The 24,471-nt window shown below is 38.6% G+C and carries 26 protein-coding genes and 2 pseudogenes; 24 read left to right on the plus strand and 4 right to left on the minus strand.

The genetic code is table 11. The features are described from left to right. Positions 1-31: 31 nt before the first annotated feature. The gene (locus tag D8854_RS00695) at positions 32-1,045 is read right to left on the minus strand and encodes a lactonase family protein (RefSeq protein ID WP_038805140.1); all 1,014 of its coding nucleotides are present in this window, start codon (positions 1,043-1,045) and stop codon (positions 32-34) included. A 439-nt stretch (positions 1,046-1,484) separates the two neighbouring features. On the opposite strand from D8854_RS00695, the gene D8854_RS00705 reads away from it, so the two are divergent. From D8854_RS00705 to erm(B), 8 genes and pseudogenes are all read left to right on the plus strand, one after another. Beyond that, positions 1,485-1,799, plus strand: a complete 315-nt coding sequence (locus D8854_RS00705; protein WP_000420682.1) for a YdcP family protein — start codon at positions 1,485-1,487, stop codon at positions 1,797-1,799. 15 nt (positions 1,800-1,814) lie between these two features. Then, positions 1,815-2,201, plus strand: a complete 387-nt coding sequence (locus D8854_RS00710; protein ID WP_000985015.1) for a YdcP family protein — start codon at positions 1,815-1,817, stop codon at positions 2,199-2,201. A gap of 28 nt (positions 2,202-2,229) precedes the next feature. After that, positions 2,230-3,615, plus strand: coding sequence for an FtsK/SpoIIIE domain-containing protein (locus D8854_RS00715; protein ID WP_000813488.1), 1,386 nt, complete (start codon positions 2,230-2,232; stop codon positions 3,613-3,615). A gap of 2 nt (positions 3,616-3,617) precedes the next feature. After that, the gene (locus D8854_RS00720; RefSeq protein ID WP_000879507.1) at positions 3,618-3,770 is read left to right on the plus strand and encodes a hypothetical protein; all 153 of its coding nucleotides are present in this window, start codon (positions 3,618-3,620) and stop codon (positions 3,768-3,770) included. 22 nt (positions 3,771-3,792) lie between these two features. Continuing rightward, positions 3,793-4,995, plus strand: a pseudogene (gene mobT / locus D8854_RS00725) (MobT family relaxase); the annotation flags it as partial. A gap of 48 nt (positions 4,996-5,043) precedes the next feature. Then, positions 5,044-5,211 (plus strand): MLS leader peptide, encoded by a 168-nt coding sequence (locus tag D8854_RS09875; protein ID WP_000502600.1) that lies wholly within the window; start codon positions 5,044-5,046, stop codon positions 5,209-5,211. 48 nt (positions 5,212-5,259) lie between these two features. Continuing rightward, a complete protein-coding gene (locus D8854_RS00730) occupies positions 5,260-5,343 on the plus strand; it encodes a 23S rRNA methyltransferase attenuation leader peptide (RefSeq protein WP_001814874.1) in 84 nt (27 codons plus the stop codon). Positions 5,344-5,467: 124 nt separating this feature from the next. Beyond that, on the plus strand, positions 5,468-6,205 hold the full coding sequence (gene erm(B), locus D8854_RS00735; RefSeq protein WP_001038795.1) for a 23S rRNA (adenine(2058)-N(6))-methyltransferase Erm(B): 738 nt from the start codon (positions 5,468-5,470) through the stop codon (positions 6,203-6,205). A gap of 256 nt (positions 6,206-6,461) precedes the next feature. Here the strand turns inward: erm(B) and D8854_RS00745 are convergent, their stop codons facing one another. Further along, the gene (locus D8854_RS00745; protein ID WP_000019067.1) at positions 6,462-7,709 is read right to left on the minus strand and encodes an ISL3 family transposase; all 1,248 of its coding nucleotides are present in this window, start codon (positions 7,707-7,709) and stop codon (positions 6,462-6,464) included. 179 nt (positions 7,710-7,888) lie between these two features. Between D8854_RS00745 and D8854_RS00750 the strand changes: the two genes are divergently transcribed. From D8854_RS00750 to D8854_RS00795, 10 genes and pseudogenes are all read left to right on the plus strand, one after another. Beyond that, the gene (locus tag D8854_RS00750) at positions 7,889-8,110 is read left to right on the plus strand and encodes a hypothetical protein (protein ID WP_001009056.1); all 222 of its coding nucleotides are present in this window, start codon (positions 7,889-7,891) and stop codon (positions 8,108-8,110) included. Between the two features lie 116 nt (positions 8,111-8,226). Further along, a complete protein-coding gene (locus tag D8854_RS00755; protein ID WP_000342539.1) occupies positions 8,227-8,724 on the plus strand; it encodes an antirestriction protein ArdA in 498 nt (165 codons plus the stop codon). An 88-nt stretch (positions 8,725-8,812) separates the two neighbouring features. Then, positions 8,813-9,205 carry a conjugal transfer protein gene (locus tag D8854_RS00760; protein WP_000723888.1) on the plus strand — a complete coding sequence of 131 codons (393 nt, stop codon included), beginning with the start codon at positions 8,813-8,815 and terminating at the stop codon, positions 9,203-9,205. Further along, entirely contained in the window at positions 9,189-11,636 is a 2,448-nt protein-coding gene (locus tag D8854_RS00765; protein ID WP_125448968.1) for an ATP-binding protein, read from the plus strand. The genes D8854_RS00760 and D8854_RS00765 overlap by 17 nt, the downstream gene beginning before the upstream one ends. Positions 11,637-11,638: 2 nt before the next feature. Then, complete coding sequence (locus tag D8854_RS00770; RefSeq protein ID WP_000804748.1) at positions 11,639-13,816, plus strand: CD3337/EF1877 family mobilome membrane protein; 2,178 nt, start codon at positions 11,639-11,641, stop codon at positions 13,814-13,816. Then, positions 13,813-14,814, plus strand: a complete 1,002-nt coding sequence (locus tag D8854_RS00775) for a lysozyme family protein (protein WP_000769868.1) — start codon at positions 13,813-13,815, stop codon at positions 14,812-14,814. The genes D8854_RS00770 and D8854_RS00775 overlap by 4 nt, the downstream gene beginning before the upstream one ends. Further along, positions 14,811-15,746, plus strand: a complete 936-nt coding sequence (locus D8854_RS00780; RefSeq protein ID WP_001224320.1) for a conjugal transfer protein — start codon at positions 14,811-14,813, stop codon at positions 15,744-15,746. The genes D8854_RS00775 and D8854_RS00780 overlap by 4 nt, the downstream gene beginning before the upstream one ends. Positions 15,747-16,059: 313 nt before the next feature. Beyond that, positions 16,060-16,107, plus strand: a pseudogene (locus D8854_RS09985) (hypothetical protein); the annotation flags it as partial. A 15-nt stretch (positions 16,108-16,122) separates the two neighbouring features. Next, complete coding sequence (gene tet(M), locus D8854_RS00790; RefSeq protein WP_002414694.1) at positions 16,123-18,042, plus strand: tetracycline resistance ribosomal protection protein Tet(M); 1,920 nt, start codon at positions 16,123-16,125, stop codon at positions 18,040-18,042. Between the two features lie 118 nt (positions 18,043-18,160). Then, the gene (locus tag D8854_RS00795; protein WP_000336323.1) at positions 18,161-18,328 is read left to right on the plus strand and encodes a cysteine-rich KTR domain-containing protein; all 168 of its coding nucleotides are present in this window, start codon (positions 18,161-18,163) and stop codon (positions 18,326-18,328) included. A 59-nt stretch (positions 18,329-18,387) separates the two neighbouring features. Here the strand turns inward: D8854_RS00795 and D8854_RS00800 are convergent, their stop codons facing one another. Further along, positions 18,388-18,741 carry a helix-turn-helix transcriptional regulator gene (locus D8854_RS00800; RefSeq protein WP_125448970.1) on the minus strand — a complete coding sequence of 118 codons (354 nt, stop codon included), beginning with the start codon at positions 18,739-18,741 and terminating at the stop codon, positions 18,388-18,390. A gap of 504 nt (positions 18,742-19,245) precedes the next feature. Here D8854_RS00800 and D8854_RS00810 point away from each other — a divergent pair. Further along, complete coding sequence (locus D8854_RS00810) at positions 19,246-19,668, plus strand: sigma-70 family RNA polymerase sigma factor (protein ID WP_000804885.1); 423 nt, start codon at positions 19,246-19,248, stop codon at positions 19,666-19,668. Further along, the gene (locus tag D8854_RS00815) at positions 19,665-19,895 is read left to right on the plus strand and encodes a helix-turn-helix domain-containing protein (protein WP_000857133.1); all 231 of its coding nucleotides are present in this window, start codon (positions 19,665-19,667) and stop codon (positions 19,893-19,895) included. The genes D8854_RS00810 and D8854_RS00815 overlap by 4 nt, the downstream gene beginning before the upstream one ends. 225 nt (positions 19,896-20,120) lie before the next feature. On the opposite strand, the gene D8854_RS09880 is transcribed toward D8854_RS00815, so the two are convergent. Continuing rightward, positions 20,121-20,372 carry a hypothetical protein gene (locus D8854_RS09880; RefSeq protein WP_001845478.1) on the minus strand — a complete coding sequence of 84 codons (252 nt, stop codon included), beginning with the start codon at positions 20,370-20,372 and terminating at the stop codon, positions 20,121-20,123. On the opposite strand from D8854_RS09880, the gene D8854_RS00825 reads away from it, so the two are divergent. The 4 genes from D8854_RS00825 to D8854_RS00840 all read left to right on the plus strand — a co-directional run bounded on the left by D8854_RS00825 (position 20,356) and on the right by D8854_RS00840 (position 24,463). Further along, positions 20,356-20,559 carry an excisionase gene (locus D8854_RS00825; protein WP_000814511.1) on the plus strand — a complete coding sequence of 68 codons (204 nt, stop codon included), beginning with the start codon at positions 20,356-20,358 and terminating at the stop codon, positions 20,557-20,559. The genes D8854_RS09880 and D8854_RS00825 overlap by 17 nt on opposite strands. Before the next feature lie 81 nt (positions 20,560-20,640). Beyond that, positions 20,641-21,858 (plus strand): tyrosine-type recombinase/integrase, encoded by a 1,218-nt coding sequence (locus tag D8854_RS00830; RefSeq protein WP_125448972.1) that lies wholly within the window; start codon positions 20,641-20,643, stop codon positions 21,856-21,858. A 219-nt stretch (positions 21,859-22,077) separates the two neighbouring features. Beyond that, on the plus strand, positions 22,078-23,244 hold the full coding sequence (locus D8854_RS00835) for an AI-2E family transporter (RefSeq protein ID WP_125448974.1): 1,167 nt from the start codon (positions 22,078-22,080) through the stop codon (positions 23,242-23,244). Further along, positions 23,234-24,463, plus strand: coding sequence for a tetratricopeptide repeat protein (locus tag D8854_RS00840; RefSeq protein WP_185768049.1), 1,230 nt, complete (start codon positions 23,234-23,236; stop codon positions 24,461-24,463). The genes D8854_RS00835 and D8854_RS00840 overlap by 11 nt, the downstream gene beginning before the upstream one ends. Positions 24,464-24,471: the final 8 nt, after the last annotated feature.

Genomic DNA, 24,471 nt, shown 5'->3' on the forward strand with positions numbered 1-24,471 from the left:
ACTTGAGATTCAAGTTCATTTTTTGATTATCTTAGTTCGCAAAGTGAATGCAGACTGCTTCTGGGACATGGAAATCGTTAGAAAGTTCTGCAAGACGACCACTTTCAGGATTACGCTTAAAGACGGTTGCGTTATCAGAATCTTGATGAACAGCAATGAGAAACTCTTGATCAGGAGTTAGGTCGAAATCACGTGGATTTTGTCCATGTGTTGGTACTATCTCTAATAATTCCAGACTGCCATCAGCGAGGATTGTATAGACGGCAATGGAATCATGACCTCGGTTGGATGCATAAAGGTATTTCCCATCTTTTGAAAGACGAATGGCTGCAGTAGCATTGAATCTCTCATAGCCGTCTGGTAAGGTTGAAATGACTTGCATGCGTTCAAATTCACCAACCCCATCGTAAATCAAGACTTCAATGGTACTATTTAGTTCGCAAATGAGATAGGCAATCTTATAGTGGTGGTGGAAAACGATGTGGCGAGCACCTGCTCCAGACTGGCTGTGATAAGTGTGGAGCTTACTTAGTTTTCCTTCTGGGCTAACATCATAGGTCGTCACCTCGTCAGTACCTAGGTCACATGTGACGAGATACTGGTCAGGTGTTAGATCTGTAAAGTGGACATGAGGAGAAGTTTGATTTTCATGAGGGCCTTGTCCACTATGCTGATCCAGGTCCGTTTGGATGAGACAACCATCTGCTTGGCGCTGATAAACCAGAACTTGGCCTTTGTGATAGTTGGCTCCGTAAACGAGACTGCGCTTTTCATCCACTGCCACATAACAATGGGGAGCGCCTTCTTCAACCACATGATTTAGCAAAACGCCATCTGTCTTGTATGCAGCGATTCCACCTAAGCCATCCTGGCTTCCTACGGTGTATAAGTGTTGCTGTTGGTCAAAGGCAAGGTAGGTCGGACTTGGTTCAGCAGCAAAGAGTTCAAGGTTTGCAAGCTGGCCTGTTTCTGTATCAAAATCTGCCTTGTAAATCCCTTTAGATGAGCGACGAGTATAAGTTCCAAAATAAACAGTTTCTTTCATGTCCATACCTCTTAATAATGATAAGTTCATTATACCACAAAATGGCTGCCATGATGTATCAGTCTTCTTTATGTAAGCACTTTAAAAAGAGTTATTTTAGATTAAAAATAGCATAAAAATCTAGTTATCCGCATAAAAACTGGACTTATCACACTTTATCAAGGTCAAAACCACTCAATTTACTACTAATTTACTACTTATGAATGAGCTTTGATACGACGATTTATCCTTGAAAAGTGAAGATATAAAGATACTTCCAATAAAATTTGAATATTTAATAGGTAGACACTTCAAAAAATGAGGTGTCTATTTTTTTACCCGATTTTGAAAGGAAGTGAACTTATGAAAACAAAAAATCAAGAATCAAAAGGTCGTTCCCCACTCTTTAAGACCATCAAACATTCATTCAGCCAATAAAAAAGAAAGGATAGGTAAAAATATGGAACTTAAATTTGTGATTCCCAACATGGAAAAAACATTCGGCAATTTAGAATTTGCTGGCGAGGATAAAGTCGTTCAGCGAAGAATCAACGGACGGCTAACTGTCTTATCAAGAAGCTATAATCTCTATTCTGATGTTCAAAGAGCAGATGATATTGTGGTGGTGCTTCCTGCTGAAGCTGGCGAAAAACATTTCGGCTTTGAGGAACGTGTGAAGTTAGTCAATCCACGTATTACCGCAGAGGGCTACAAAATCGGCACTCGTGGTTTTACAAATTACCTTTTACATGCTGACGACATGATAAAAGAATAAAGAAAGAGAGGAAAAATGATGAGATTAGCAAATGGCATTGTATTAGATAAAGACACGACTTTTGGAGAATTGAAATTCTCTGCTCTACGTCGTGAAGTGAGAATCCAAAATGAAGACGGGTCGGTTTCAGATGAAATCAAGGAACGTACCTATGACTTAAAATCCAAAGGACAAGGACGCATGATTCAAGTAAGTATTCCTGCCAGCGTGCCTTTGAAAGAGTTTGATTATAACGCACGGGTGGAACTTATCAATCCCATTGCGGACACCGTTGCTACTGCCACCTATCAAGGAGCAGATGTTGACTGGTATATCAAGGCAGACGATATTGTGCTGACAAAGGATTCTAGTTCATTCAAAGCTCAACCACAAGCAAAGAAAGAACCGACACAAGACAAATAGTCGCTAGGTAGAAAGGAGACTTTTTCGCATGAAACAGCGTGGTAAAAGGATTCGCCCATCTGGTAAAGATTTAGTCTTTCATTTTACGATAGCGTCACTCCTGCCTGTTTTCCTGCTGGTTGTCGGACTGTTTCATGTGAAGACAATCCAGCAGATCAACTGGCAGGATTTTAACCTATCACAAGCAGATAAGATTGACATTCCCTATTTAATTATCAGTTTCAGTGTCGCAATTCTTATCTGCTTGCTGGTAGCGTTTGTATTCAAACGGGTTCGCTATGATACGGTTAAACAACTTTACCACCGTCAAAAACTGGCAAAGATGATACTTGAAAACAAGTGGTATGAATCTGAACAGGTCAAAACAGAGGGTTTCTTTAAAGATAGTGCTGGTCGTACAAAGGAAAAGATAACCTACTTCCCTAAAATGTATTATCGACTTAAAAATGGCTTGATACAGATACGGGTGGAAATCACGCTGGGAAAATATCAAGACCAACTCTTACACTTGGAAAAGAAATTAGAGAGTGGCTTGTACTGTGAGCTGACGGATAAAGAGTTAAAGGATTCCTATGTGGAATATACTTTGCTCTATGACACCATAGCCAGTCGTATTTCTATTGATGAAGTAGAAGCTAAAGATGGTAAACTTCGCTTAATGAAAAACGTATGGTGGGAATATGATAAGCTCCCTCATATGTTGATTGCTGGTGGTACAGGTGGCGGTAAAACTTACTTTATACTGACACTGATTGAAGCCTTGCTTCATACAGATTCAAAACTGTATATTCTTGACCCGAAAAATGCTGACCTTGCGGACTTAGGTTCTGTGATGGCAAATGTCTACTATAGAAAAGAAGACTTGCTTTCTTGCATTGAAACATTCTATGAAGAAATGATGAAACGTAGTGAGGAAATGAAGCAGATGAAGAACTATAAGACTGGCAAAAATTATGCTTACTTAGGTCTCCCGGCACACTTCTTAATCTTTGATGAATACGTCGCTTTCATGGAAATGCTGGGAACAAAAGAAAACACCGCAGTTATGAATAAGCTGAAACAGATTGTCATGTTAGGTCGTCAAGCTGGCTTCTTTCTAATACTGGCTTGTCAACGTCCAGACGCAAAATATTTAGGCGACGGAATCCGTGATCAGTTTAATTTCAGAGTGGCTTTAGGTCGTATGTCTGAAATGGGCTATGGCATGATGTTTGGCAGTGACGTACAAAAGGATTTCTTCTTAAAGCGAATCAAAGGTCGTGGCTATGTTGATGTAGGAACAAGTGTCATATCAGAGTTTTATACTCCCCTTGTACCAAAAGGATATGATTTCTTGGAGGAAATTAAAAAGTTATCCAACAGCAGACAGTCCACGCAGGCGACGTGCGAAGCGGAAGTCGCAGGTGTGGACTGATCTTGCTGGCTGGTGTGGCAATAGCCACGCCAGCACTTAACCCCCCGTATCTAACAGGGGGGTACAAATCGACAGGAAACAGTCAAAAAAACATTAGAAAATCCTTTGGTTACAAGGGATTTACAAAATTTCAGCGTATGTCAAATGGGCTTTAAAAGTTGACATACGCCTTTTTGATTGGAGGGATTTTTACTGAATGAACAAACTTGGTTACAGCATTTAAAAGAAAAACGCTTGGCTTATGGACTATCTCAAAACCGTTTAGCTGTTGCGACTGGTATTACAAGGCAGTATCTAAGCGATATTGAAACAGGAAAAGTCAAGCCATCAGAGGATTTACAGCAGTCCCTTTGGGAAGCTCTGGAACGCTTCAATCCCGACGCTCCCCTTGAAATGCTGTTTGATTATGTAAGGATTCGCTTTCCGACAACAGACGTACAGCAGGTGGTCGAAAACATCTTACAACTGAAACTGTCCTATTTTCTTCATGAGGACTATGGTTTCTATTCTTATTCAGAGCATTATGCTTTAGGCGACATATTCGTCCTTTGCTCCCATGAACTGGACAAAGGAGTTCTGGTGGAATTGAAAGGTCGTGGGTGCAGACAATTTGAAAGCTATCTTCTGGCACAACAAAGAAGCTGGTATGAGTTCTTTATGGACGTTTTGGTGGCTGGCGGTGTGATGAAACGCCTTGACCTTGCCATTAACGATAAGACAGGGATTTTGAATATCCCTGTACTCACTGAAAAGTGCCAACAGGAAGAATGTATCTCCGTCTTCCGCAGTTTTAAAAGCTATCGCAGTGGCGAACTGGTACGCAAAGAGGAAAAGGAATGTATGGGAAACACCCTCTATATCGGTTCATTACAAAGTGAAGTTTATTTCTGTATCTATGAAAAGGACTACGAGCAGTACAAGAAAAATGATATTCCCATTGAAGACGCAGAAGTAAAAAACCGTTTTGAGATTCGATTGAAAAATGAGCGTGCCTATTATGCAGTCCGTGATTTACTCGTCTATGACAATCCAGAGCATACCGCCTTTAAAATTATCAATCGGTATATCCGTTTTGTAGATAAAGACGATTCCAAACCTCGTTCTGATTGGAAACTGAATGAAGAATGGGCTTGGTTTATTGGGAACAATCGTGAACGATTAAAACTAACCACAAAACCAGAGCCTTACTCCTTCCAAAGGACGCTGAACTGGCTATCTCATCAAGTTGCCCCGACCTTAAAGGTTGCGATTAAACTTGATGAAATCAACCAGACGCAGGTTGTAAAAGACATTCTCGACCATGCGAAACTGACAGACCGACACAAGCAGATTTTGAAGCAACAGTCAGTAAAAGAACAGGACGTGATAACAACAAAAAAAGGATATCTGTCAACCATACCAGTTGACAGATATCCAAAAAAAGATATAATGGGAGATAAGACGGTTCGTGTTCGTGCTGACTTGCACCATATCATAAAAATCGAAACAGCAAAGAATGGCGGAAACGTAAAAGAAGTTATGGAAATAAGACTTAGAAGCAAACTTAAGAGTGTGTTGATAGTGCATTATCTTAAAATTTTGTATAATAGGAATTGAAGTTAAATTAGATGCTAAAAATTTGTAATTAAGAAGGAGGGATTCGTCATGTTGGTGTTCCAAATGCGTAATGTAGATAAAACATCTACTGTTTTGAAACAGACTAAAAACAGTGATTACGCAGATAAATAAATACGTTAGATTAATTCCTACCAGTGACTAATCTTATGACTTTTTAAACAGATAACTAAAATTACAAACAAATCGTTTAACTTCTGTATTTGTTTATAGATGTAATCACTTCAGGAGAGATTACATGAACAAAAATATAAAATATTCTCAAAACTTTTTAACGAGTGAAAAAGTACTCAACCAAATAATAAAACAATTGAATTTAAAAGAAACCGATACCGTTTACGAAATTGGAACAGGTAAAGGGCATTTAACGACGAAACTGGCTAAAATAAGTAAACAGGTAACGTCTATTGAATTAGACAGTCATCTATTCAACTTATCGTCAGAAAAATTAAAACTGAATACTCGTGTCACTTTAATTCACCAAGATATTCTACAGTTTCAATTCCCTAACAAACAGAGGTATAAAATTGTTGGGAATATTCCTTACCATTTAAGCACACAAATTATTAAAAAAGTGGTTTTTGAAAGCCGTGCGTCTGACATCTATCTGATTGTTGAAGAAGGATTCTACAAGCGTACCTTGGATATTCACCGAACACTAGGGTTGCTCTTGCACACTCAAGTCTCGATTCAGCAATTGCTTAAGCTGCCAGCGGAATGCTTTCATCCTAAACCAAAAGTAAACAGTGTCTTAATAAAACTTACCCGCCATACCACAGATGTTCCAGATAAATATTGGAAGCTATATACGTACTTTGTTTCAAAATGGGTCAATCGAGAATATCGTCAACTGTTTACTAAAAATCAGTTTCATCAAGCAATGAAACACGCCAAAGTAAACAATTTAAGTACCATTACTTATGAGCAAGTATTGTCTATTTTTAATAGTTATCTATTATTTAACGGGAGGAAATAATTCTATGAGTCGCTTTTTTAAATTTGGAAAGTTACACGTTACTAAAGGGAATGGAGATAAATTATTAGATATACTACTGACAGCTTCCAAGAAGCTAAAGAGGTCCCTAGCGCCTACGGGGAATTTGTATCGATAAGGGGTACAAATTCCCACTAAGCGCTCGGGACCCCTTGTAGGAAAATGTCCTAAGTGGGATATCTGTCAACTGGTATGGTTGACTAAAAATACTTCCTACGAAAATGTAGGGGGTATTTTTTTACGAAAAAATACAATCGATTCTTAAAAAGAAAAATTTTTGATTGGCAAAACCATAACAAGTTCGTTTTAGGGTTTTGATTTTGCGATTGATGCCTTCTAAAGGACCATTAGAGTATTCAAATTTAGCGCTATTTAAGACATATTTTCTGTTTTGACGAAGGGTTTGAATAGCAGTATCCATTTCTGTATTGGTTTTTTGGTAGTCTAAGATGGTTGACTCTAGTAATTCACTATTGCGCTCGTTTAGGGCTTTCGTGATATCTTGGTAAGTTTGGTATACTTCAGCGAACTTGGAAAATTTACTAGTAATGAGATCAACAGCATTTTGGCGAGTCATATATTGTTTAACGCCGCGAAGAAAAACTACTTCTTCAGGGTGAAGATCTTCAGCTTTTTTATGGAATAGCTTCCAATGTGACTTCATAATTTTATATTCTTGGCTCTGTTTATCAAGTTGCTTTAGGATAGAGATACGACAATTGTCCAAAGCGCGACCAGCTAATTGTACAAGGTGGAAGCGATCAATAATGATATTGGCATTAGGGAAAAGGCGATAGATAAAACTTTGATATTGAGCATTTAAATCAATTACAACTGATTGAACGCATTCGCGTTCGGCTTTTGAATAACGACTTTCAAAATAATCAACAATGGTAGGTGATAGACGATCCTGTAACTTTGTGACAATTTGGTGGGTTTCAGCGTCACAACAGATAAAGGACATCACAGACTTAATTGAACGAAACTCGTCAAAACATAGATGCTTAGGCAACTTAGCCACACGATAGTGTGGTTCCATGCGCTCTAAGATTGTTCGACGAACACTGCTAGGAGAGCAGTGACACATTTCAGCAATAAGCTGACCAGATAAGCCTTTACGAGCTAAAAGCATGATTTGATTTTTGAGATCACTGGATAAGGTTTGATTTTCTTTGGTTAAATTAGTAATAGCACCAAAAGTAGTATGGCATGATTTACATTTATAGCGTTGTTTACGAAGCTCTAGTTCATATCTTCTCCCATTTAAACTTGCCAGTCGTACATGAGTTTTGCGAAAGCCATCCTTATTAACTGTGGGAAAGCCACAGTTACGACAACGATTAATCGGATAAGAAAGAGTAGCTGTTATTAGCGTTATATACTCTTTAACAGAATCGTTGTTGTGTTCAGCTTCTTCAACAGAAATAATTTTAATATTTTTATCTTTAATTCCAAGAATATTTAGGATAGAATCATTATGGGACATTTGTTTAACCTTCTTTCATGATTTTTGTGGTGAATTGATTGTATAACGAGGGGACAGCAAATGTCCTCTTTTTTGTATAAAAAAATCTGGCATGGAATCTCTATCCATACCAGAAAGTGTATACCCCAAAAAAATAACTCAAATACAAATTCATTGAATATAGAGAGGAGAACATTTTTATGAATTTTGGACAAAACCTTTATAACTGGTTTCTATCAAACGCTCAATCACTGGTGCTTTTAGCAATCGTTGTGATTGGCTTGTATCTTGGCTTCAAGCGTGAGTTTAGCAAACTGATTGGCTTTTTAATTATTGCGATTATTGCGGTTGGCTTAGTCTTCAACGCTGCTGGAGTAAAAGACATTTTACTAGAGCTATTCAATCGCATTATTGGTGCTTAAATAAAACCGTTCTTTTGTGGAATATAAGTGGTTTTCTTATGTTCCGCAAAGGAATGGTACACCAAACGAAGTGCGGTAGGGATTTTTGAATCTCTACAAAGAAAGGACGTGAATATATGGACGATATGCAAGTCTATATTGCGAATTTAGGCAAATACAATGAGGGCGAATTGGTCGGTGCGTGGTTTACCTTTCCCATTGACTTTGAGGAAGTCAAAGAGAAAATCGGCTTGAATGATGAATATGAGGAATACGCCATTCATGACTACGAGTTACCCTTTACGGTTGACGAATACACTTCCATTGGCGAACTCAATCGACTATGGGAAATGGTATCGGAATTACCCGAAGAATTACAATCGGAGCTATCTGCTCTGCTCACTCATTTTTCAAGCATTGAAGAACTAAGCGAACATCAAGAGGATATTATCATTCATTCCGATTGTGATGATATGTATGACGTGGCACGCTACTACATTGAAGAAACGGGTGCTTTAGGCGAAGTACCAGCTAGTCTTCAAAACTATATTGATTATCAAGCCTATGGTCGGGATTTAGACCTTTCAGGAACGTTTATCTCAACCAATCATGGGATTTTTGAAATCGTCTATTAAATCTGTCGGTACATTACTACTGGCAGATTTTCTATTTTACGGGGTGGCTCAATCAGCTACCCCTATTTTTTATGAAAGGATTGATTACATGAAGAAAATACGAAGCTATACCAGTATCTGGTCTGTGGAAAAGGTACTGTATTCTATCAATGATTTTAGACTTCCGTTTCCCATAACCTTTACGCAAATGACATGGTTTGTCGTGTCACTCTTTGCAGTGATGATACTTGGCAACTTGCCCCCTCTTTCCATGATAGAGGGAGCATTTCTCAAATACTTTGGGATTCCTGTGGCTTTCACATGGTTTATGTCTACAAAAACTTTTGATGGTAAAAAGCCTTATGGATTTTTGAAGTCTGTCATTGCTTATGCACTGCGACCAAAGCTGACCTATGCAGGAAAAAAAGTAACGCTTGGCAGAAACCAGCCACAAGAAGCCATTACAGCAGTTAGGAGTGAATTTTATGGCATATCCAATTAAATACATTGAAAACAATCTCGTCTGGAATAAAGACGGGGAATGTTATGCTTACTATGAGCTTGTTCCTTACAATTACTCATTTCTAAGTCCAGAACAGAAAATACAAGTGCATGATTCTTTCAGACAGCTTATCGCACAAAATCGTGATGGCAAAATTCATGCTTTACAAATCAGTACAGAATCCAGCATACGTTCTGCACAAGAGCGTTCCAAAAATGAAGTCACTGGCAAGCTCAAAGCGGTTGCCTATGACAAAATCGACCAACAGACAGACGCTTTAATATCCATGATTGGCGAAAATCAAGTGAACTACCGTTTCTTTATCGGCTTTAAGTTGCTTCTCAACGATCAGGAGTTTTCTATGAAAAGTCTTACCGTTGAAGCAAAAAATGCTTTGTCTGATTTTGTCTATGATGTGAACCATAAGCTGATGGGCGATTTTGTTAGTATGAGTAATGATGAAATCCTGCGTTTTCAGAAGATGGAAAAGCTCTTAGAAAATAAAATCTCTCGTCGTTTCAAAATCCGCAGGTTAGATAAGGACGACTTCGGCTATCTGATTGAACACCTTTACGGACAGACAGGCACTGCCTATGAAGAGTATGAGTACCATCTATCAAAGAAAAAGCTGGATAATGAAACGCTGATTAAATACTATGACTTGATTAAGCCTACTCGCTGTTTGGTGGAAGAAAAACAGCGATATTTGAAAATCCAGCAGGAAGATGAAACCGTCTATGTAGCTTACTTTACCATTAACAGCATTGTCGGAGAACTGGACTTCCCGTCCTCTGAAATCTTCTACTACCAGCAACAGCAATTTACATTCCCGATTGATACGTCAATGAATGTGGAAATTGTAGCGAATCGTAAAGCCCTATCTACTGTCCGCAATAAAAAGAAAGAACTGAAAGACTTGGATAACCACGCTTGGCAAAGTGATAATGAAACCAGCTCCAATGTGGCGGAAGCTCTGGAAAGTGTGAATGAGCTGGAAACCAATTTAGACCAAAGCAAGGAATCTATGTACAAGCTGTCTTATGTGGTAAGGGTATCAGCAAATGATCTTGACGAACTCAAACGTCGTTGTAATGAAGTGAAAGATTTTTATGACGATTTAAGCGTAAAACTGGTACGACCATTTGGGGATATGCTCGGCTTACATGAAGAATTTTTACCTGCCAGCAAGCGTTATATGAATGATTATATTCAATACGTGACCTCTGATTTCCTCGCTGGTTTAGGTTTTGGTGCTACTCAAATGCTGGGGGAAAATGAGGGGATTTATGTTGGCTACAGCTTAGATACTGGACGCAATGTCTATCTGAAACCTGCTCTTGCCAGTCAAGGGGTTAAGGGTTCAGTAACCAATGCGTTAGCGTCGGCTTTTGTTGGTTCGCTGGGTGGTGGTAAATCCTTTGCGAATAACCTTATCGTCTATTATGCGGTGCTTTATGGGGCACAAGCAGTGATTGTAGACCCAAAAGCAGAACGTGGCAGATGGAAAGAAACCTTGCCAGAGATTTCCCATGAAATCAATATCGTCACTCTGACTTCTGATGAGAAAAACAAAGGCTTACTTGACCCTTATGTGATTATGAAAAATCCCAAAGATTCTGAATCACTGGCTATTGATATTCTGACATTCCTTACGGGGATTTCCTCTCGTGATGGGGAACGCTTCCCAATCCTTAGAAAAGCCATTCGTGCAGTAACCAATAGTGAAGTACGAGGGTTGATGAAAGTGATTGAGGAATTACGGGTTGAGAATACGCCACTAAGTACCAGTATAGCCGACCATATCGAAAGTTTTACAGACTATGACTTTGCACATTTATTATTCAGTAATGGTTATGTGGAGCAGTCTATCAGCTTAGAAAAACAACTGAACATTATACAGGTTGCGGACTTGGTACTTCCCGACAAGGAAACTTCCTTTGAGGAATATACCACTATGGAGCTTTTATCCGTTGCTATGCTGATTGTCATTAGTACCTTTGCTTTAGACTTTATCCATACAGACCGAAGCATTTTCAAGATTGTAGATTTAGACGAAGCATGGAGCTTTTTACAGGTAGCACAAGGAAAAACACTATCTATGAAGCTGGTTCGGGCTGGTCGTGCTATGAACGCTGGGGTATATTTCGTGACCCAAAATACAGACGACCTCTTAGATGAAAAACTGAAAAATAACCTCGGCTTAAAATTTGCATTTCGTTCCACTGACCTTAACGAGATTAAAAAGACCTTAGCCTTTTTTGGTGTAGACTCAGAGGACGAAAACAATCAGAAGCGATTGCGTGATTTGGAAAACGGGCAATGCCTTATCAGTGATTTATATGGTCGTGTCGGTGTGATACAGTTCCACCCTGTATTTGAAGAACTGCTCCATGCCTTTGATACCAGACCACCTGTGCGAAAAGAGGTGTAAATGTGAAACCATCAATAGTAAACAGAATAAAATCAAACTGGACGCTGAAACGTCTAGGTAAAGTGGCAATGACAGTGGCTTTCACACTTGTGATTGCCATTTTTCTTTTAGCCATGCTGGGAACGGTGGTTCAAGCTGCGGGCTTGGTAGATGATACGGTCAATGTGGCAAATGAATACAGCCGATACCCACTTGAAAACTATCAACTGGATTTTTATGTGGATAATAGCTGGGGCTGGCTTCCGTGGAACTGGTCGGACGGGATTGGAAAACAGGTCATGTATGGACTATATGCCATTACCAATTTTATTTGGACAATCAGTTTGTATGTTTCCAATGCGACAGGTTACTTAGTACAGGAAGCCTATTCCTTAGACTTCATTTCCGCTACAGCAGATTCCATTGGTAAGAATATGCAGACCTTAGCTGGTGTGAGTGCAAACGGATTTTCAACAGAGGGTTTCTATGTTGGATTCCTCTTACTCTTGATTTTGGTTCTTGGGGTTTATGTTGCCTATACGGGACTGATAAAGAGAGAAACCACAAAGGCAATTCATGCCATTATGAATTTTGTGCTGGTGTTTATCCTATCGGCTTCCTTTATTGCCTACGCTCCCGACTACATTAAAAAAATCAATGACTTTTCATCAGACATCAGTAATGCCAGTTTATCACTTGGCACGAAGATTGTCATGCCCCATTCCGATAGTCAAGGCAAGGACAGCGTGGACTTAATCAGAGATAGCCTGTTTTCCATACAGGTTCAGCAACCGTGGCTACTGCTTCAATACAACAGTTCAGACATTGAAAGTATCGGTATTGACCGTGTGGAAAGCCTGCTCTCCACCAGCCCAGATTCCAACAATGGCGAAGACAGAGAAAAAATTGTTGCGGAAGAAATTGAAGACAGAAGCAATACCAATCTAACCATTACAAAGACCATTAACCGTTTAGGTACAGTCTTCTTCCTATTTGTCTTCAATATTGGGATTTCCATATTTGTATTCCTATTAACAGGAATCATGATTTTCTCGCAGGTACTTTTTATCATCTATGCTATGTTTCTGCCTGTGAGCTTTATTTTAAGCATGATTCCATCATTTGATGGTATGTCAAAACGAGCCATAACAAAGCTCTTTAATACCATTTTGACACGAGCTGGAATCACATTGATTATTACGACAGCATTTAGTATTTCAACCATGCTCTATACCTTATCGGCTGGTTATCCGTTCTTTTTGATTGCTTTTCTACAGATTGTGACCTTTGCAGGAATCTACTTCAAGCTGGGCGATTTAATGAGTATGTTTTCTCTACAGAGTAACGATTCTCAAAGTGTGGGAAGTCGTGTGATGAGAAAACCTCGTATGCTTATGCACGCTCACATGCACCGTCTACAGCGGAAACTTGGACGTTCCATGACTACTCTAGGGGCTGGGTCTGCCATTGTTACAGGTAAAAAAGGACAGTCGGGTTCGGGGAGTTCTGCAAGGACACAAGCAGATCACTCCCGACCAGACGGAAAGGAAAAATCAACACTTGGAAAACGTATCGGTCAAACCATCGGTACAGTAGCTGATACCAAAGACAGAATGGTAGACACTGCTAGTGGTTTGAAAGAACAGGTTAAAGATTTGCCGACCAATGCAAGATATGCAGTATATCAAGGAAAATCCAAAGTAAAAGAGAATGTCCGTGATTTAACCAGTAGTATTTCTCAAACCAAAGCGGACAGAGCCAGTGGACGCAAGGAACAGCAGGAACAAAGGCGAAAAACCATTGCGAAGCGTCGCTCTGAAATGGAACAGGTCAAACAGAAAAAACAGCCTGCTTCTTCTGTTCATGAAAGACCGACTACAAGACAAGAACAATATCATGATGAACAGACCTCAAAACAGTCTAATATTCAGACTTCATATAAGGAATCTCAACAAGCCAAACAAGAGCGTCCAGCAGTTAAGTCCGATTTTTCAAGTCCAAAAGTGGAACGCCAAGGCAATACCGTTCAAGAAAAAACCGTTCAAAAGCCAGCAACTTCAACCACTACAGCAGATAGAACTTCACAACGTCCAATCACAAAAGAACGTCCGTCTACTGTTCAAAGAGTACCACTACAAAATACAAGAAGTAGACCACCAATCAAAACCGCCACCATTAAGAAAGTCGGTAAGAAACCATGAAGTTGAAAACTTTAGTGATTGGTGGTTCTGGATTATTCTTGATGGTCTTCTCACTGCTTCTGTTTGTTGCCATTTTATTTTCAGATGAACAGGACAGCGGAATTTCCAATATTCATTATGGAGGTGTGAATGTTTCCGCAGAAGTGCTGGCTCATAAGCCTATGGTAGAAAAATATGCCAAAGAATATGGCGTTGAAGAATATGTCAACATACTTCTTGCGATTATACAGGTGGAATCGGGCGGTACTGCGGAAGATGTTATGCAGTCCTCGGAATCCCTCGGTCTTCCACCTAATTCATTGAGTACAGAAGAATCCATTAAGCAAGGTGTGAAGTATTTCAGTGAATTATTAGCCAGTAGCGAAAGGCTCAGTGTAGATTTAGAATCGGTTATCCAGTCCTACAATTATGGTGGTGGTTTCTTAGGGTATGTGGCTAATCGTGGAAATAAATATACCTTTGAACTGGCTCAAAGTTTCTCAAAAGAGTATTCAGGTGGCGAAAAAGTGTCTTACCCCAATCCCATAGCCATACCTATCAATGGGGGCTGGCGATACAACTATGGCAATATGTTTTATGTGCAACTGGTAACGCAGTATCTTGTCACAACAGAGTTTGATGATGATACGGTACAAGCCATCATGGACGAAGCACTGAAATATGAGGGCTGGCGATACGTTTACGGTGGAGCTTCCCCGACTACTTCTTTTGATTGTAGCGGACTGACACAATGGACGTATGGAAAAGCTGGAATTAACTTACCACGAACCGCACAACAGCAATATGATGTGACCCAGCATATCCCACTATCGGAAGCACAAGCTGGCGATTTGGTTTTCTTTCATTCTACCTATAACGCTGGCTCTTATATTACTCATGTTGGGATATACCTTGGCAATAACCGTATGTTTCATGCAGGCGACCCAATCGGTTATGCCGACTTAACAAGCCCCTACTGGCAACAGCATTTAGTGGGAGCAGGACGAATCAAACAATGAGAAAGGAAGATTTAATGATGAAATTTAGAAAAAATCAGAATAAAGAAAAACAGATACCAAAGGAAAAGAAACCTCGTGTCTACTATAAGGTCAATCCTCATAAAAAGGTTGTGATTGCCTTGTGGGTACTTTTAGGGCTTAGTTTCAGCTTTGCGATATTCAAGCACTTTACAGCTATAGATACTCATACTATTCACGAAACAACTATCATAGAAAAGGAATACGTTGATACTCATCATGTAGAAAATTTTGTAGAGAACTTTGCGAAAGTCTACTATTCATGGGAGCAATCCGATAAGTCCATTGATAATCGAATGGAAAGTCTAAAAGGCTATCTGACAGATGAACTTCAAGCTCTCAATGTTGATACAGTACGCAAAGATATTCCTGTATCGTCTTCTGTAAGAGGATTTCAGATATGGACGGTAGAGCCAACTGGCGACAATGAGTTTAATGTAACCTACAGTGTAGACCAGCTCATTACAGAGGGAGAAAATACAAAGACCGTCCACTCTGCTTATATAGTGAGTGTCTATGTAGATGGTTCTGGAAATATGGTACTGGTTAAGAATCCGACCATTACCAACATACCTAAGAAATCAAGTTATAAACCAAAAGCCATTGAAAGTGAGGGGACGGTTGATTCCATTACAACCAATGAAATCAATGAGTTTTTAACGACGTTCTTCAAGCTCTATCCTACAGCGACAGCCAGTGAACTTTCCTACTATGTGAATGACGGGATATTAAAACCAATCGGAAAAGAGTACATCTTTCAAGAACTGGTAAATCCTATTCACAATCGTAAGGATAATCAAGTCACGGTATCGCTGACAGTGGAGTATATCGACCAGCAGACCAAAGCAACGCAGGTATCTCAATTTGATTTGGTACTTGAAAAGAACGGGAGTAATTGGAAGATTATAGAATAACAAATATTGGTACATTATTACAGCTATTTTGTAATCACGTACTCTCTTTGATAAAAAATTGGAGATTCCTTTACAAATATGCTCTTACGTGCTATTATTTAAGTATCTATTTAAAAGGAGTTAATAAATATGCGGCAAGGTATTCTTAAATAAACTGTCAATTTGATAGTGGGAACAAATAATTGGATGTCCTTTTTTAGGAGGGCTTAGTTTTTTGTACCCAGTTTAAGAATACCTTTATCATGTGATTCTAAAGTATCCGGAGAATATCTGTATGCTTTGTATGCCTATGGTTATGCATAAAAATCCCAGTGATAAGAGTATTTATCACTGGGATTTTTATGCCCTTTTGGGCTTTTGAATGGAGGAAAATCACATGAAAATTATTAATATTGGAGTTTTAGCTCATGTTGATGCGGGAAAAACTACCTTAACAGAAAGCTTATTATATAACAGTGGAGCGATTACAGAATTAGGAAGCGTGGACAGAGGTACAACGAAAACGGATAATACGCTTTTAGAACGTCAGAGAGGAATTACAATTCAGACGGCGATAACCTCTTTTCAGTGGAAAAATACTAAGATAAACATCATAGACACGCCAGGACATATGGATTTTTTAGCAGAAGTATATCGTTCATTATCAGTATTAGATGGGGCAATTCTACTGATTTCTGCAAAAGATGGCGTACAAGCACAAACTCGTATATTGTTTCATGCACTTAGGAAAATAGGTATTCCCACAATCTTTTTTATCAATAAGATTGACCAAAATGGAATTGATTTATCAACGGTTTATCAGGATATTAAAGAGAAACTTTCTGCGGAAATTGTAATCAAACAGAAGGTAGAACTGCATCCTAATATGCGTGTAATGAACTTTACCGAATCTGAACAATGGGATATGGTAATAGAAGGAAATGATTACCTTTTGGAGAAATATACGTCTGGGAAATTATTGGAAGCATTAGAACTCGAACAAGAGGAAAGCATAAGATTTCATAATTGTTCCCTGTTCCCTGTTTATCACGGAAGTGCAAAAAACAATATAGGGATTGATAACCTTATAGAAGTGATTACGAATAAATTTTATTCATCAACACATCGAGGTCAGTCTGAACTTTGCGGAAAAGTTTTCAAAATTGAGTATTCGGAAAAAAGACAGCGTCTTGCATATATACGTCTTTATAGTGGCGTACTGCATTTGCGAGATTCGGTTAGAATATCGGAAAAGGAAAAAATAAAAATTACAGAAATGTATACTTCAATAAATGGTGAATTATGTAAAATCGATAAGGCTTATTCCGGGGAAATTGTTATTTTGCAGAATGAGTTTTTGAAGTTAAATAGTGTTCTTGGAGATACAAAGCTATTGCCACAGAGAGAGAGAATTGAAAATCCCCTCCCTCTGCTGCAAACGACTGTTGAACCGAGCAAACCTCAACAAAGGGAAATGTTACTTGATGCACTTTTAGAAATCTCCGACAGTGACCCGCTTCTGCGATATTATGTGGATTCTGCGACACATGAAATCATACTTTCTTTCTTAGGGAAAGTACAAATGGAAGTGACTTGTGCTCTGCTGCAAGAAAAGTATCATGTGGAGATAGAAATAAAAGAGCCTACAGTCATTTATATGGAAAGACCGTTAAAAAAAGCAGAGTATACCATTCACATCGAAGTTCCACCGAATCCTTTCTGGGCTTCCATTGGTCTATCTGTAGCACCGCTTCCATTAGGGAGCGGAGTACAGTATGAGAGCTCGGTTTCTCTTGGATACTTAAATCAATCGTTTCAAAATGCAGTTATGGAGGGGATACGCTATGGCTGTGAACAAGGATTGTATGGTTGGAATGTGACGGACTGTAAAATCTGTTTTAAGTATGGCTTATACTATAGCCCTGTTAGTACCCCAGCAGATTTTCGGATGCTTGCTCCTATTGTATTGGAACAAGTCTTAAAAAAAGCTGGAACAGAATTGTTAGAGCCATATCTTAGTTTTAAAATTTATGCGCCACAGGAATATCTTTCACGAGCATACAACGATGCTCCTAAATATTGTGCGAACATCGTAGACACTCAATTGAAAAATAATGAGGTCATTCTTAGTGGAGAAATCCCTGCTCGGTGTATTCAAGAATATCGTAGTGATTTAACTTTCTTTACAAATGGACGTAGTGTTTGTTTAACAGAGTTAAAAGGGTACCATGTTACTACCGGTGAACCTGTTTGCCAGCCCCGTCGTCCAAATAGTCGGATAGATAAAGTACGATATATGTTCAATAAAATAACTTAGTGTATTTTATGTTGTTATATAAATATGGTTTCTTGTTAAATAAGATGAAATATTTTTTAATAAAGATTTGAATTAAAGTGTAAAGGAGGAGATAGTTATTATAAACTACAAGTGGATATTGTGTCCTGTATGTGGAAATAAAACACGATTAAAGATAAGGGAAGATACTGAATTAAAAAAATTCCCCCTCTATTGTCCGAAATGCAGACAAGAAAATTTAATTGAAATAAAGCAGTTCAAAGTAACTGTGATTACAGAGCCAGACGCAAAGACGCAGAGCCGATAAAATGAGATTAATACAATCTCATTTTATCGGCTCTTTCCGTTATGTATGGATTCTTTTAATTAGTCTTCGATGTTTCTTGCTTCGTTGATACCGCTGGCTAAAGATTCCATTAAGGATAGTTCTTTGTCTGTAAAGCTATCCATGTATTTCTCTATCTGTAATCGTCGGGTGCTTTTTACCAAGTTATTAGCAGGTAAGAAAAATTCATCAACGGAAACATGAAGTAACGATACAAGGTCATAAAGAACTTGTATGCTGGGGCGTTGCCCTTTATTTTCAATATTAGTTAAGTACCGTGGGTCAATTTCAATCAATGCTCCCACTTGTTCACGAGTTAAACCTCGTTTCAATCGAGCTTCTTTAATGGCTAAACCAAAGGCTCTAAAATCATATTTATCTTCTTTTTTACGCATAGTAGACCACCTCTATACATTTTATTGTTCCTACTGAATTAAAAACAGGTATAGAAAAACGTGTTATATGGTTTATAGGTTTATATTTAATAAAAAGCACTACTAAACGCCAATAAAAAAAACCGTTATATGGTAGTGCTATTTACGCTGTTAAAATATTGTATATTACTTCCAAATGGCGGTTTGTTGGAGGTCAACGTCGCCATGAAGTACATCATATACAATAAATTTCCTTACATTGGGTTCTTGTCAAAAAAAGTCGTCTATCTGCAATAGATAAGTACGTCCACCAATGTGGTTTTATAAATCATATAGATAGAATAACAGAAGCATGTAAACAGAGAAATAAATCTGTTTATATGCTTTTTTGGCTATTCAGAACTTTTTTACAAAGTTTATTTATCAGTAATGCAACAAATCCCCCTTTCACATTGGGACTAAGAGTGAAAGGAGATAAACGAGCAAGGCTCACTTCCTTTCCTAGACAGAAAGGGGGTGAGAAACATGAAACCATCTTCTTTTCAGACCACAATAGAAAATCAGTTTGACTATATCTGTAAACGTGCTATGGAAGACGAGCGAAAGAATTATATGCTTTATCTTTCAAGGATTGCAAAGCGTGAGGTGTCCTTTTCGGATGTTGGCGATTATCTTGTTAGCCAGTTTGCGACAACAGATAACTATTCAACTGACTTTCAGATTTTTACACTCAATGGGTTATCAGTAGGCGTTGAAAATGATTTGTTGAGTGAAGCATTACGTGAGTTGCCAGACAAGAAACGTGAAATTCTACTGCTGTTTTACTTTATGGACATGAGCGATTCAGAAATTGCAGACCTGTTGAAATTGAACCGTTCTACTGTCTATCGGCATAGAACCAGTGGACTAGCCTTAATTAAAAAGTTTATGGAGGAATTTGAAGAATGAAAACACAATATCCTATGATTCCCTTTCCTCTCATTGTAAAGGCAACAGATGGCGATACCGAAGCGATTAACCAGATTCTACATCATTACAGAGGGTACATAACGAAGCGTTCCCTACGACTTATGAAAGATGAATATGGCAATCAAAGTATGGTCGTTGATGAAGTCTTACGTGGAAGAATGGAAACCAGACTGATTACAAAGATTTTGTCATTTGAAATTAAGTAATATCCTCTCTCCTTTCGTGGAAGCGTGCTAAACCATTCCACGCTTCCCGAACAGGGAGGTTTGTTATTCCACCAAAGCATATTGAGCTTTCAATGTGTTTTGATAGGCTAACGAGCCATTGTTCTTTGAAAACTGAATAAAAGTAATCGAATACGTTTCGATAAGAAAAGAGCCAACGGAACTAACCGCCATGACCTATCTTATAAAGATAGCGAGCGATTCATGTTAGTGATCCGAGAAGCAATCTTTAGCAGGATTGCCTGCAACGACATTCTTATCGTGATAATGATACTCCCATACAGTCAATAGTCCGAGCGTGATAAAACCGTCGCAGGCAATGAGTATGGCTACATGAGAACCATGCAGGGGTGGAACTCCCGTGAGCTTTGCTAAAGCTGTTCGATTGCTGGTAAAACAACTTTTATGAAATCCAAATAAGTGATTTGGAAAGGAGGATTTTATGAAGCAGACTGACATTCCTATTTGGGAACGTTATACCCTAACCATTGAAGAAGCGTCAAAATATTTTCGTATTGGCGAAAACAAGCTACGACGCTTGGCAGAGGAAAATAAAAATGCAAATTGGCTGATTATGAATGGCAATCGTATTCAGATTAAACGAAAACAATTTGAAAAAATTATAGATACATTGGACGCAATCTAGCGTCGCCAAAGGGTCTTGTATATGATAAAATAGTATTAAGTCGTATCAAGGCTCTTTCCATAAAGGAAAGGAGCAAATGCCATGTCAGAAAAAAGACGTGACAATAAAGGTCGAATCTTAAAGACTGGAGAGAGCCAACGAAAAGACGGAAGATACTTATACAAATATATAGATTCATTTGGAGAACCGCAATTTGTTTACTCGTGGAAACTTGTGGCTACAGACCGAGTACCAGCAGGAAAGCGTGATTGTATCTCACTTAGAGAGAAAATCGCAGAGTTACAGAAAGACATTCATGATGGTATTGATGTTTTAGGAAAGAAAATGACACTCTGCCAGCTTTACGCAAAACAGAACGCTCAAAGACCAAAGGTTAGAAAAAACACTGAAACTGGACGCAAATATCTTATGGATATTTTGAAGAAAGACAAGTTAGGTGTAAGAAGTATTGACAGTATTAAGCCATCAGACGCTAAAGAATGGGCTATTAGAATGAGTGAAAATGGTTATGCTTATCAAACCATCAATAACTACAAACGTTCTTTAAAGGCTTCATTCTATATTGCTATACAAGATGATTGTGTTCGGAAGAATCCATTTGACTTTCAACTGAAAGCAGTTCTTGATGATGATACTGTCCCTAAGACCGTACTAACAGAAGAACAGGAAGAAAAACTGTTAGCCTTTGCAAAAGCTGATAAAACCTACAGCAAAAATTATGATGAAATTCTGATACTCTTAAAAACAGGTCTTCGTATTTCAGAGTTTGGTGGTTTGACACTTCCAGATTTAGATTTTGAGAATCGTCTTGTCAATATAGACCATCAGCTATTGAGAGATACTGAAATTGGGTACTACATTGAAACACCAAAGACCAAAAGTGGCGAACGTCAAGTTCCTATGGTTGAAGAAGCCTATCAAGCATTTAAGCGAGTGTTAGCGAATCGAAAGAATGATAAGCGTGTTGAGATTGATGGATATAGTGATTTCCTCTTTCTTAATAGAAAGAACTATCCAAAAGTGGCAAGTGATTACAACGGCATGATGAAAGGTCTTGTTAAGAAATACAATAAGTATAACGAGGATAAATTGCCACACATCACTCCACATAGTTTGCGACATACATTCTGTACCAACTATGCAAATGCAGGAATGAATCCAAAGGCATTACAGTACATTATGGGACATGCTAATATAGCCATGACGCTGAACTATTACGCACATGCAACATTCGATTCTGCAATGGCAGAAATGAAACGCTTGAATAAAGAGAAGCAACAGGAGCGTCTTGTTGCTTAGTAGTACAAATGAATTTACTACTTATTTACCACTTCTGACAGCTAAGACATGAGGAAATATGCAAAGAAACGTGAAGTATCTTCCTACAGTAAAAATACTCGAAAGCACATAGAATAAGGCTTTACGAGCATTTAAGAAAATATAAAAAGATAATTAGAAATTTATACTTTGTTTCAAAGAAAAATGGTATAATGAGAAGATGAAAGAAAGGATGTATTTATGGAACATAAAGAGAAACATTTTAGCCTATCTTGGTTCTTTAAGTGGTTTTTAGATAACAAAGCTATCACTGTATTTTTAGTAACCTTGTTACTGGGGCTGAACATTTTCATTCTAAGTAAGATTAGTTTTATTTTTTTACCTGTTTTGGACTTTTTAGGAGTCGTCATGTTGCCAGTTATTTTATCTGGTTTACTTTATTATCTCCTCAACCCGATTGTTGACTGGATGGAGAAGCACAAGATCAACCGCGTTCTTGCCATCAGTATTGTTTTTGTCATTATTGCACTTTTTATCATTTGGGGGCTGGCAGTCGCTATTCCAAATCTCCAACGTCAGGTCTTAAATTTTGCGAAGAATGTGCCGACTTATCTTAAGGATGCTGATATGGTTATCAATGACCTTGTAACCAAACGCTTGCCAGATGATTTTAGACCTCAGTTGGAGCAGGTTCTTGCAAATGTTTCTACAGAAGCAACGATATGGGCCAGCAAAATTTCTTCTCAAGCCGTCAACTGGGTCAGCGCCTTTATCAGTAGTGTTTCTCAGGTGATTGTAGCGGTCATTATCGTACCCTTTATGCTCTTCTATCTCTTGCGTGATGGAAAAGGCTTGCGAGATTATTTGACTAAGTTTATTCCAACGAAGTTAAAAGAACCTGCGGGTGAAGTCCTATCGGATGTCAATAAACAGTTGTCAAACTATGTTAGAGGACAGGTTACAGTTGCTATTATTGTAGCCATCATGTTTATTATTTTCTTTAAGATTATTGGTCTCAGATATGCTGTGACTCTTGGTATTACGGCTGGTATCCTCAATCTAGTACCTTACTTGGGTAGTTTCCTTGCCATGCTTCCAGCTTTAGTTCTTGGCTTGATTGCAGGACCAGTCATGCTTTTAAAAGTCGTCATTGTCTTTATTGTTGAACAAACGATTGAAGGTCGCTTCGTTTCTCCACTTATTTTAGGTAGTCAACTGAACATCCATCCGATCAATGTCCTCTTTGTTCTCCTAACTTCAGGTTCTATGTTTGGTATTTGGGGAGTCTTGCTGGGAATCCCTGTCTATGCCTCTGCCAAGGTCGTTATCTCAGCTATCTTTAACTGGTATAAAAAAGTCAGCGGTTTGTATGAAGAAGAAGGGGAGGAAATCAAGAGTGAACAATAGTCAACGCATGCTCCAGGATTTGGATGACCAGGATTTAACCAAAGCGGATCAGTATTTTCACAAAGCCCTCGAAACAGATTCAAGTGAAGTTCTTTACGAACTAGCTAGCTATCTAGAGGGAATTGGCTTTTATCCCCAAGCGAAAGAAATTTACCAAAATATCGTTACAGAATTTCCAGAAGTGAATCTGAACTTAGCTAGTATTGCTAGCGAGGATGGCAATGTTGAGGAAGCTTTTGCTTACCTTGAGGCAATCACACCTGATAGTGATTGGTATGTATCGGCTTTGGCCTTGAAGGCTGACCTCTATCAGTTGGAAGGATTGACAGATGTAGCGCGTGAAAAGTTACTGGAAGCCTTAAATTACTTAGATGACGCTTTATTAGTTTTTGGTCTGGCTGAGTTGGATAGCGAGTTAGGAAATTATCAGGAAGCCATTCAGAGCTATGCTCAATTAGACAATCGCTCCATCTATGAGCAAACAGGTGTCTCAACCTATCAGCGAATCGGCTACGCTTATGCCCAGTTAGGCAAGTTTGAAGCTGCAACTGAATTCTTAGAAAAAGCCTTAGAACTAGAATACGATGACCAAACCGCTTTTGAGTTGGCCAGTCTTTACTTTGACCAAGAAGAGTATCAAAAATCTGTTCTTTACTTTAAGCAGATTGATACCATTTCGCCAAGTTTTGAGGGATATGAGTATGGTTATAGTCAAGCCTTGCATAAGGAACATCAGGTGGAGGAGGCCTTTCGTATCGCTAAACAAGGTTTGGAGAAAAATCCATTTGAAACCCGTCTCTTGCTAGCTGCTTCTCAGTTTTCGTATGAGTTACATGATTCAAGTAGCGCAGAGCAGTTTCTCCTTACTGCTAAAGAAGATGCAGAGGATACAGAAGAAATTTTTCTTCGCCTCGCAACCATTTATATGGAACAAGAGCGGTATGAAGATATCATCGCTCTCCAAAGTCAAGAACCTGAAAACCTCTTGACCAAGTGGATGATTGCACGCTCTTACCAGGAAATCGAGGATTTAGATAAGGCCTATGAGCTCTATCAAGAACTGTCATCTGACCTCAAGGACAATCCAGAGTTTCTGGAGCAATATACTTATCTTTTGCGTGAATTGGGGGATTTTGAAGAAGCTAAGACTCAAGCAGAGGCATATTTAAAACTGATTCCAGATGATGTTCAGATGCAAGAACTGCTAGAAACACTTTAAAAATATCC

This window comes from Streptococcus mitis, from assembly GCF_003943905.1.
Lineage (GTDB): Bacteria > Bacillota > Bacilli > Lactobacillales > Streptococcaceae > Streptococcus > Streptococcus mitis_BC.

Coding starts and splice junctions, on each gene's coding strand:
- D8854_RS00705 (WP_000420682.1), top strand. CDS start 1,485: ATGGAACTTAAATTTGTGATTCCCAACATGGAAAAAACATTCGGCAAT.
- D8854_RS00745 (WP_000019067.1), bottom strand. CDS start 7,709: ATGTCCCATAATGATTCTATCCTAAATATTCTTGGAATTAAAGATAAA.
- D8854_RS00830 (WP_125448972.1), top strand. CDS start 20,641: ATGTCAGAAAAAAGACGTGACAATAAAGGTCGAATCTTAAAGACTGGA.
- D8854_RS00815 (WP_000857133.1), top strand. CDS start 19,665: ATGAAAACACAATATCCTATGATTCCCTTTCCTCTCATTGTAAAGGCA.
- D8854_RS09875 (WP_000502600.1), top strand. CDS start 5,044: ATGGGAGATAAGACGGTTCGTGTTCGTGCTGACTTGCACCATATCATA.
- D8854_RS00765 (WP_125448968.1), top strand. CDS start 9,189: ATGGCATATCCAATTAAATACATTGAAAACAATCTCGTCTGGAATAAA.
- D8854_RS00730 (WP_001814874.1), top strand. CDS start 5,260: ATGTTGGTGTTCCAAATGCGTAATGTAGATAAAACATCTACTGTTTTG.
- D8854_RS00825 (WP_000814511.1), top strand. CDS start 20,356: ATGAAGCAGACTGACATTCCTATTTGGGAACGTTATACCCTAACCATT.
- D8854_RS00780 (WP_001224320.1), top strand. CDS start 14,811: ATGAGAAAGGAAGATTTAATGATGAAATTTAGAAAAAATCAGAATAAA.
- D8854_RS00710 (WP_000985015.1), top strand. CDS start 1,815: ATGATGAGATTAGCAAATGGCATTGTATTAGATAAAGACACGACTTTT.
- D8854_RS00775 (WP_000769868.1), top strand. CDS start 13,813: ATGAAGTTGAAAACTTTAGTGATTGGTGGTTCTGGATTATTCTTGATG.
- D8854_RS00810 (WP_000804885.1), top strand. CDS start 19,246: ATGAAACCATCTTCTTTTCAGACCACAATAGAAAATCAGTTTGACTAT.
- D8854_RS00750 (WP_001009056.1), top strand. CDS start 7,889: ATGAATTTTGGACAAAACCTTTATAACTGGTTTCTATCAAACGCTCAA.
- D8854_RS00715 (WP_000813488.1), top strand. CDS start 2,230: ATGAAACAGCGTGGTAAAAGGATTCGCCCATCTGGTAAAGATTTAGTC.
- D8854_RS00760 (WP_000723888.1), top strand. CDS start 8,813: ATGAAGAAAATACGAAGCTATACCAGTATCTGGTCTGTGGAAAAGGTA.
- D8854_RS00835 (WP_125448974.1), top strand. CDS start 22,078: ATGGAACATAAAGAGAAACATTTTAGCCTATCTTGGTTCTTTAAGTGG.
- D8854_RS00755 (WP_000342539.1), top strand. CDS start 8,227: ATGGACGATATGCAAGTCTATATTGCGAATTTAGGCAAATACAATGAG.
- D8854_RS00800 (WP_125448970.1), bottom strand. CDS start 18,741: ATGCGTAAAAAAGAAGATAAATATGATTTTAGAGCCTTTGGTTTAGCC.
- D8854_RS09880 (WP_001845478.1), bottom strand. CDS start 20,372: ATGTCAGTCTGCTTCATAAAATCCTCCTTTCCAAATCACTTATTTGGA.
- D8854_RS00695 (WP_038805140.1), bottom strand. CDS start 1,045: ATGAAAGAAACTGTTTATTTTGGAACTTATACTCGTCGCTCATCTAAA.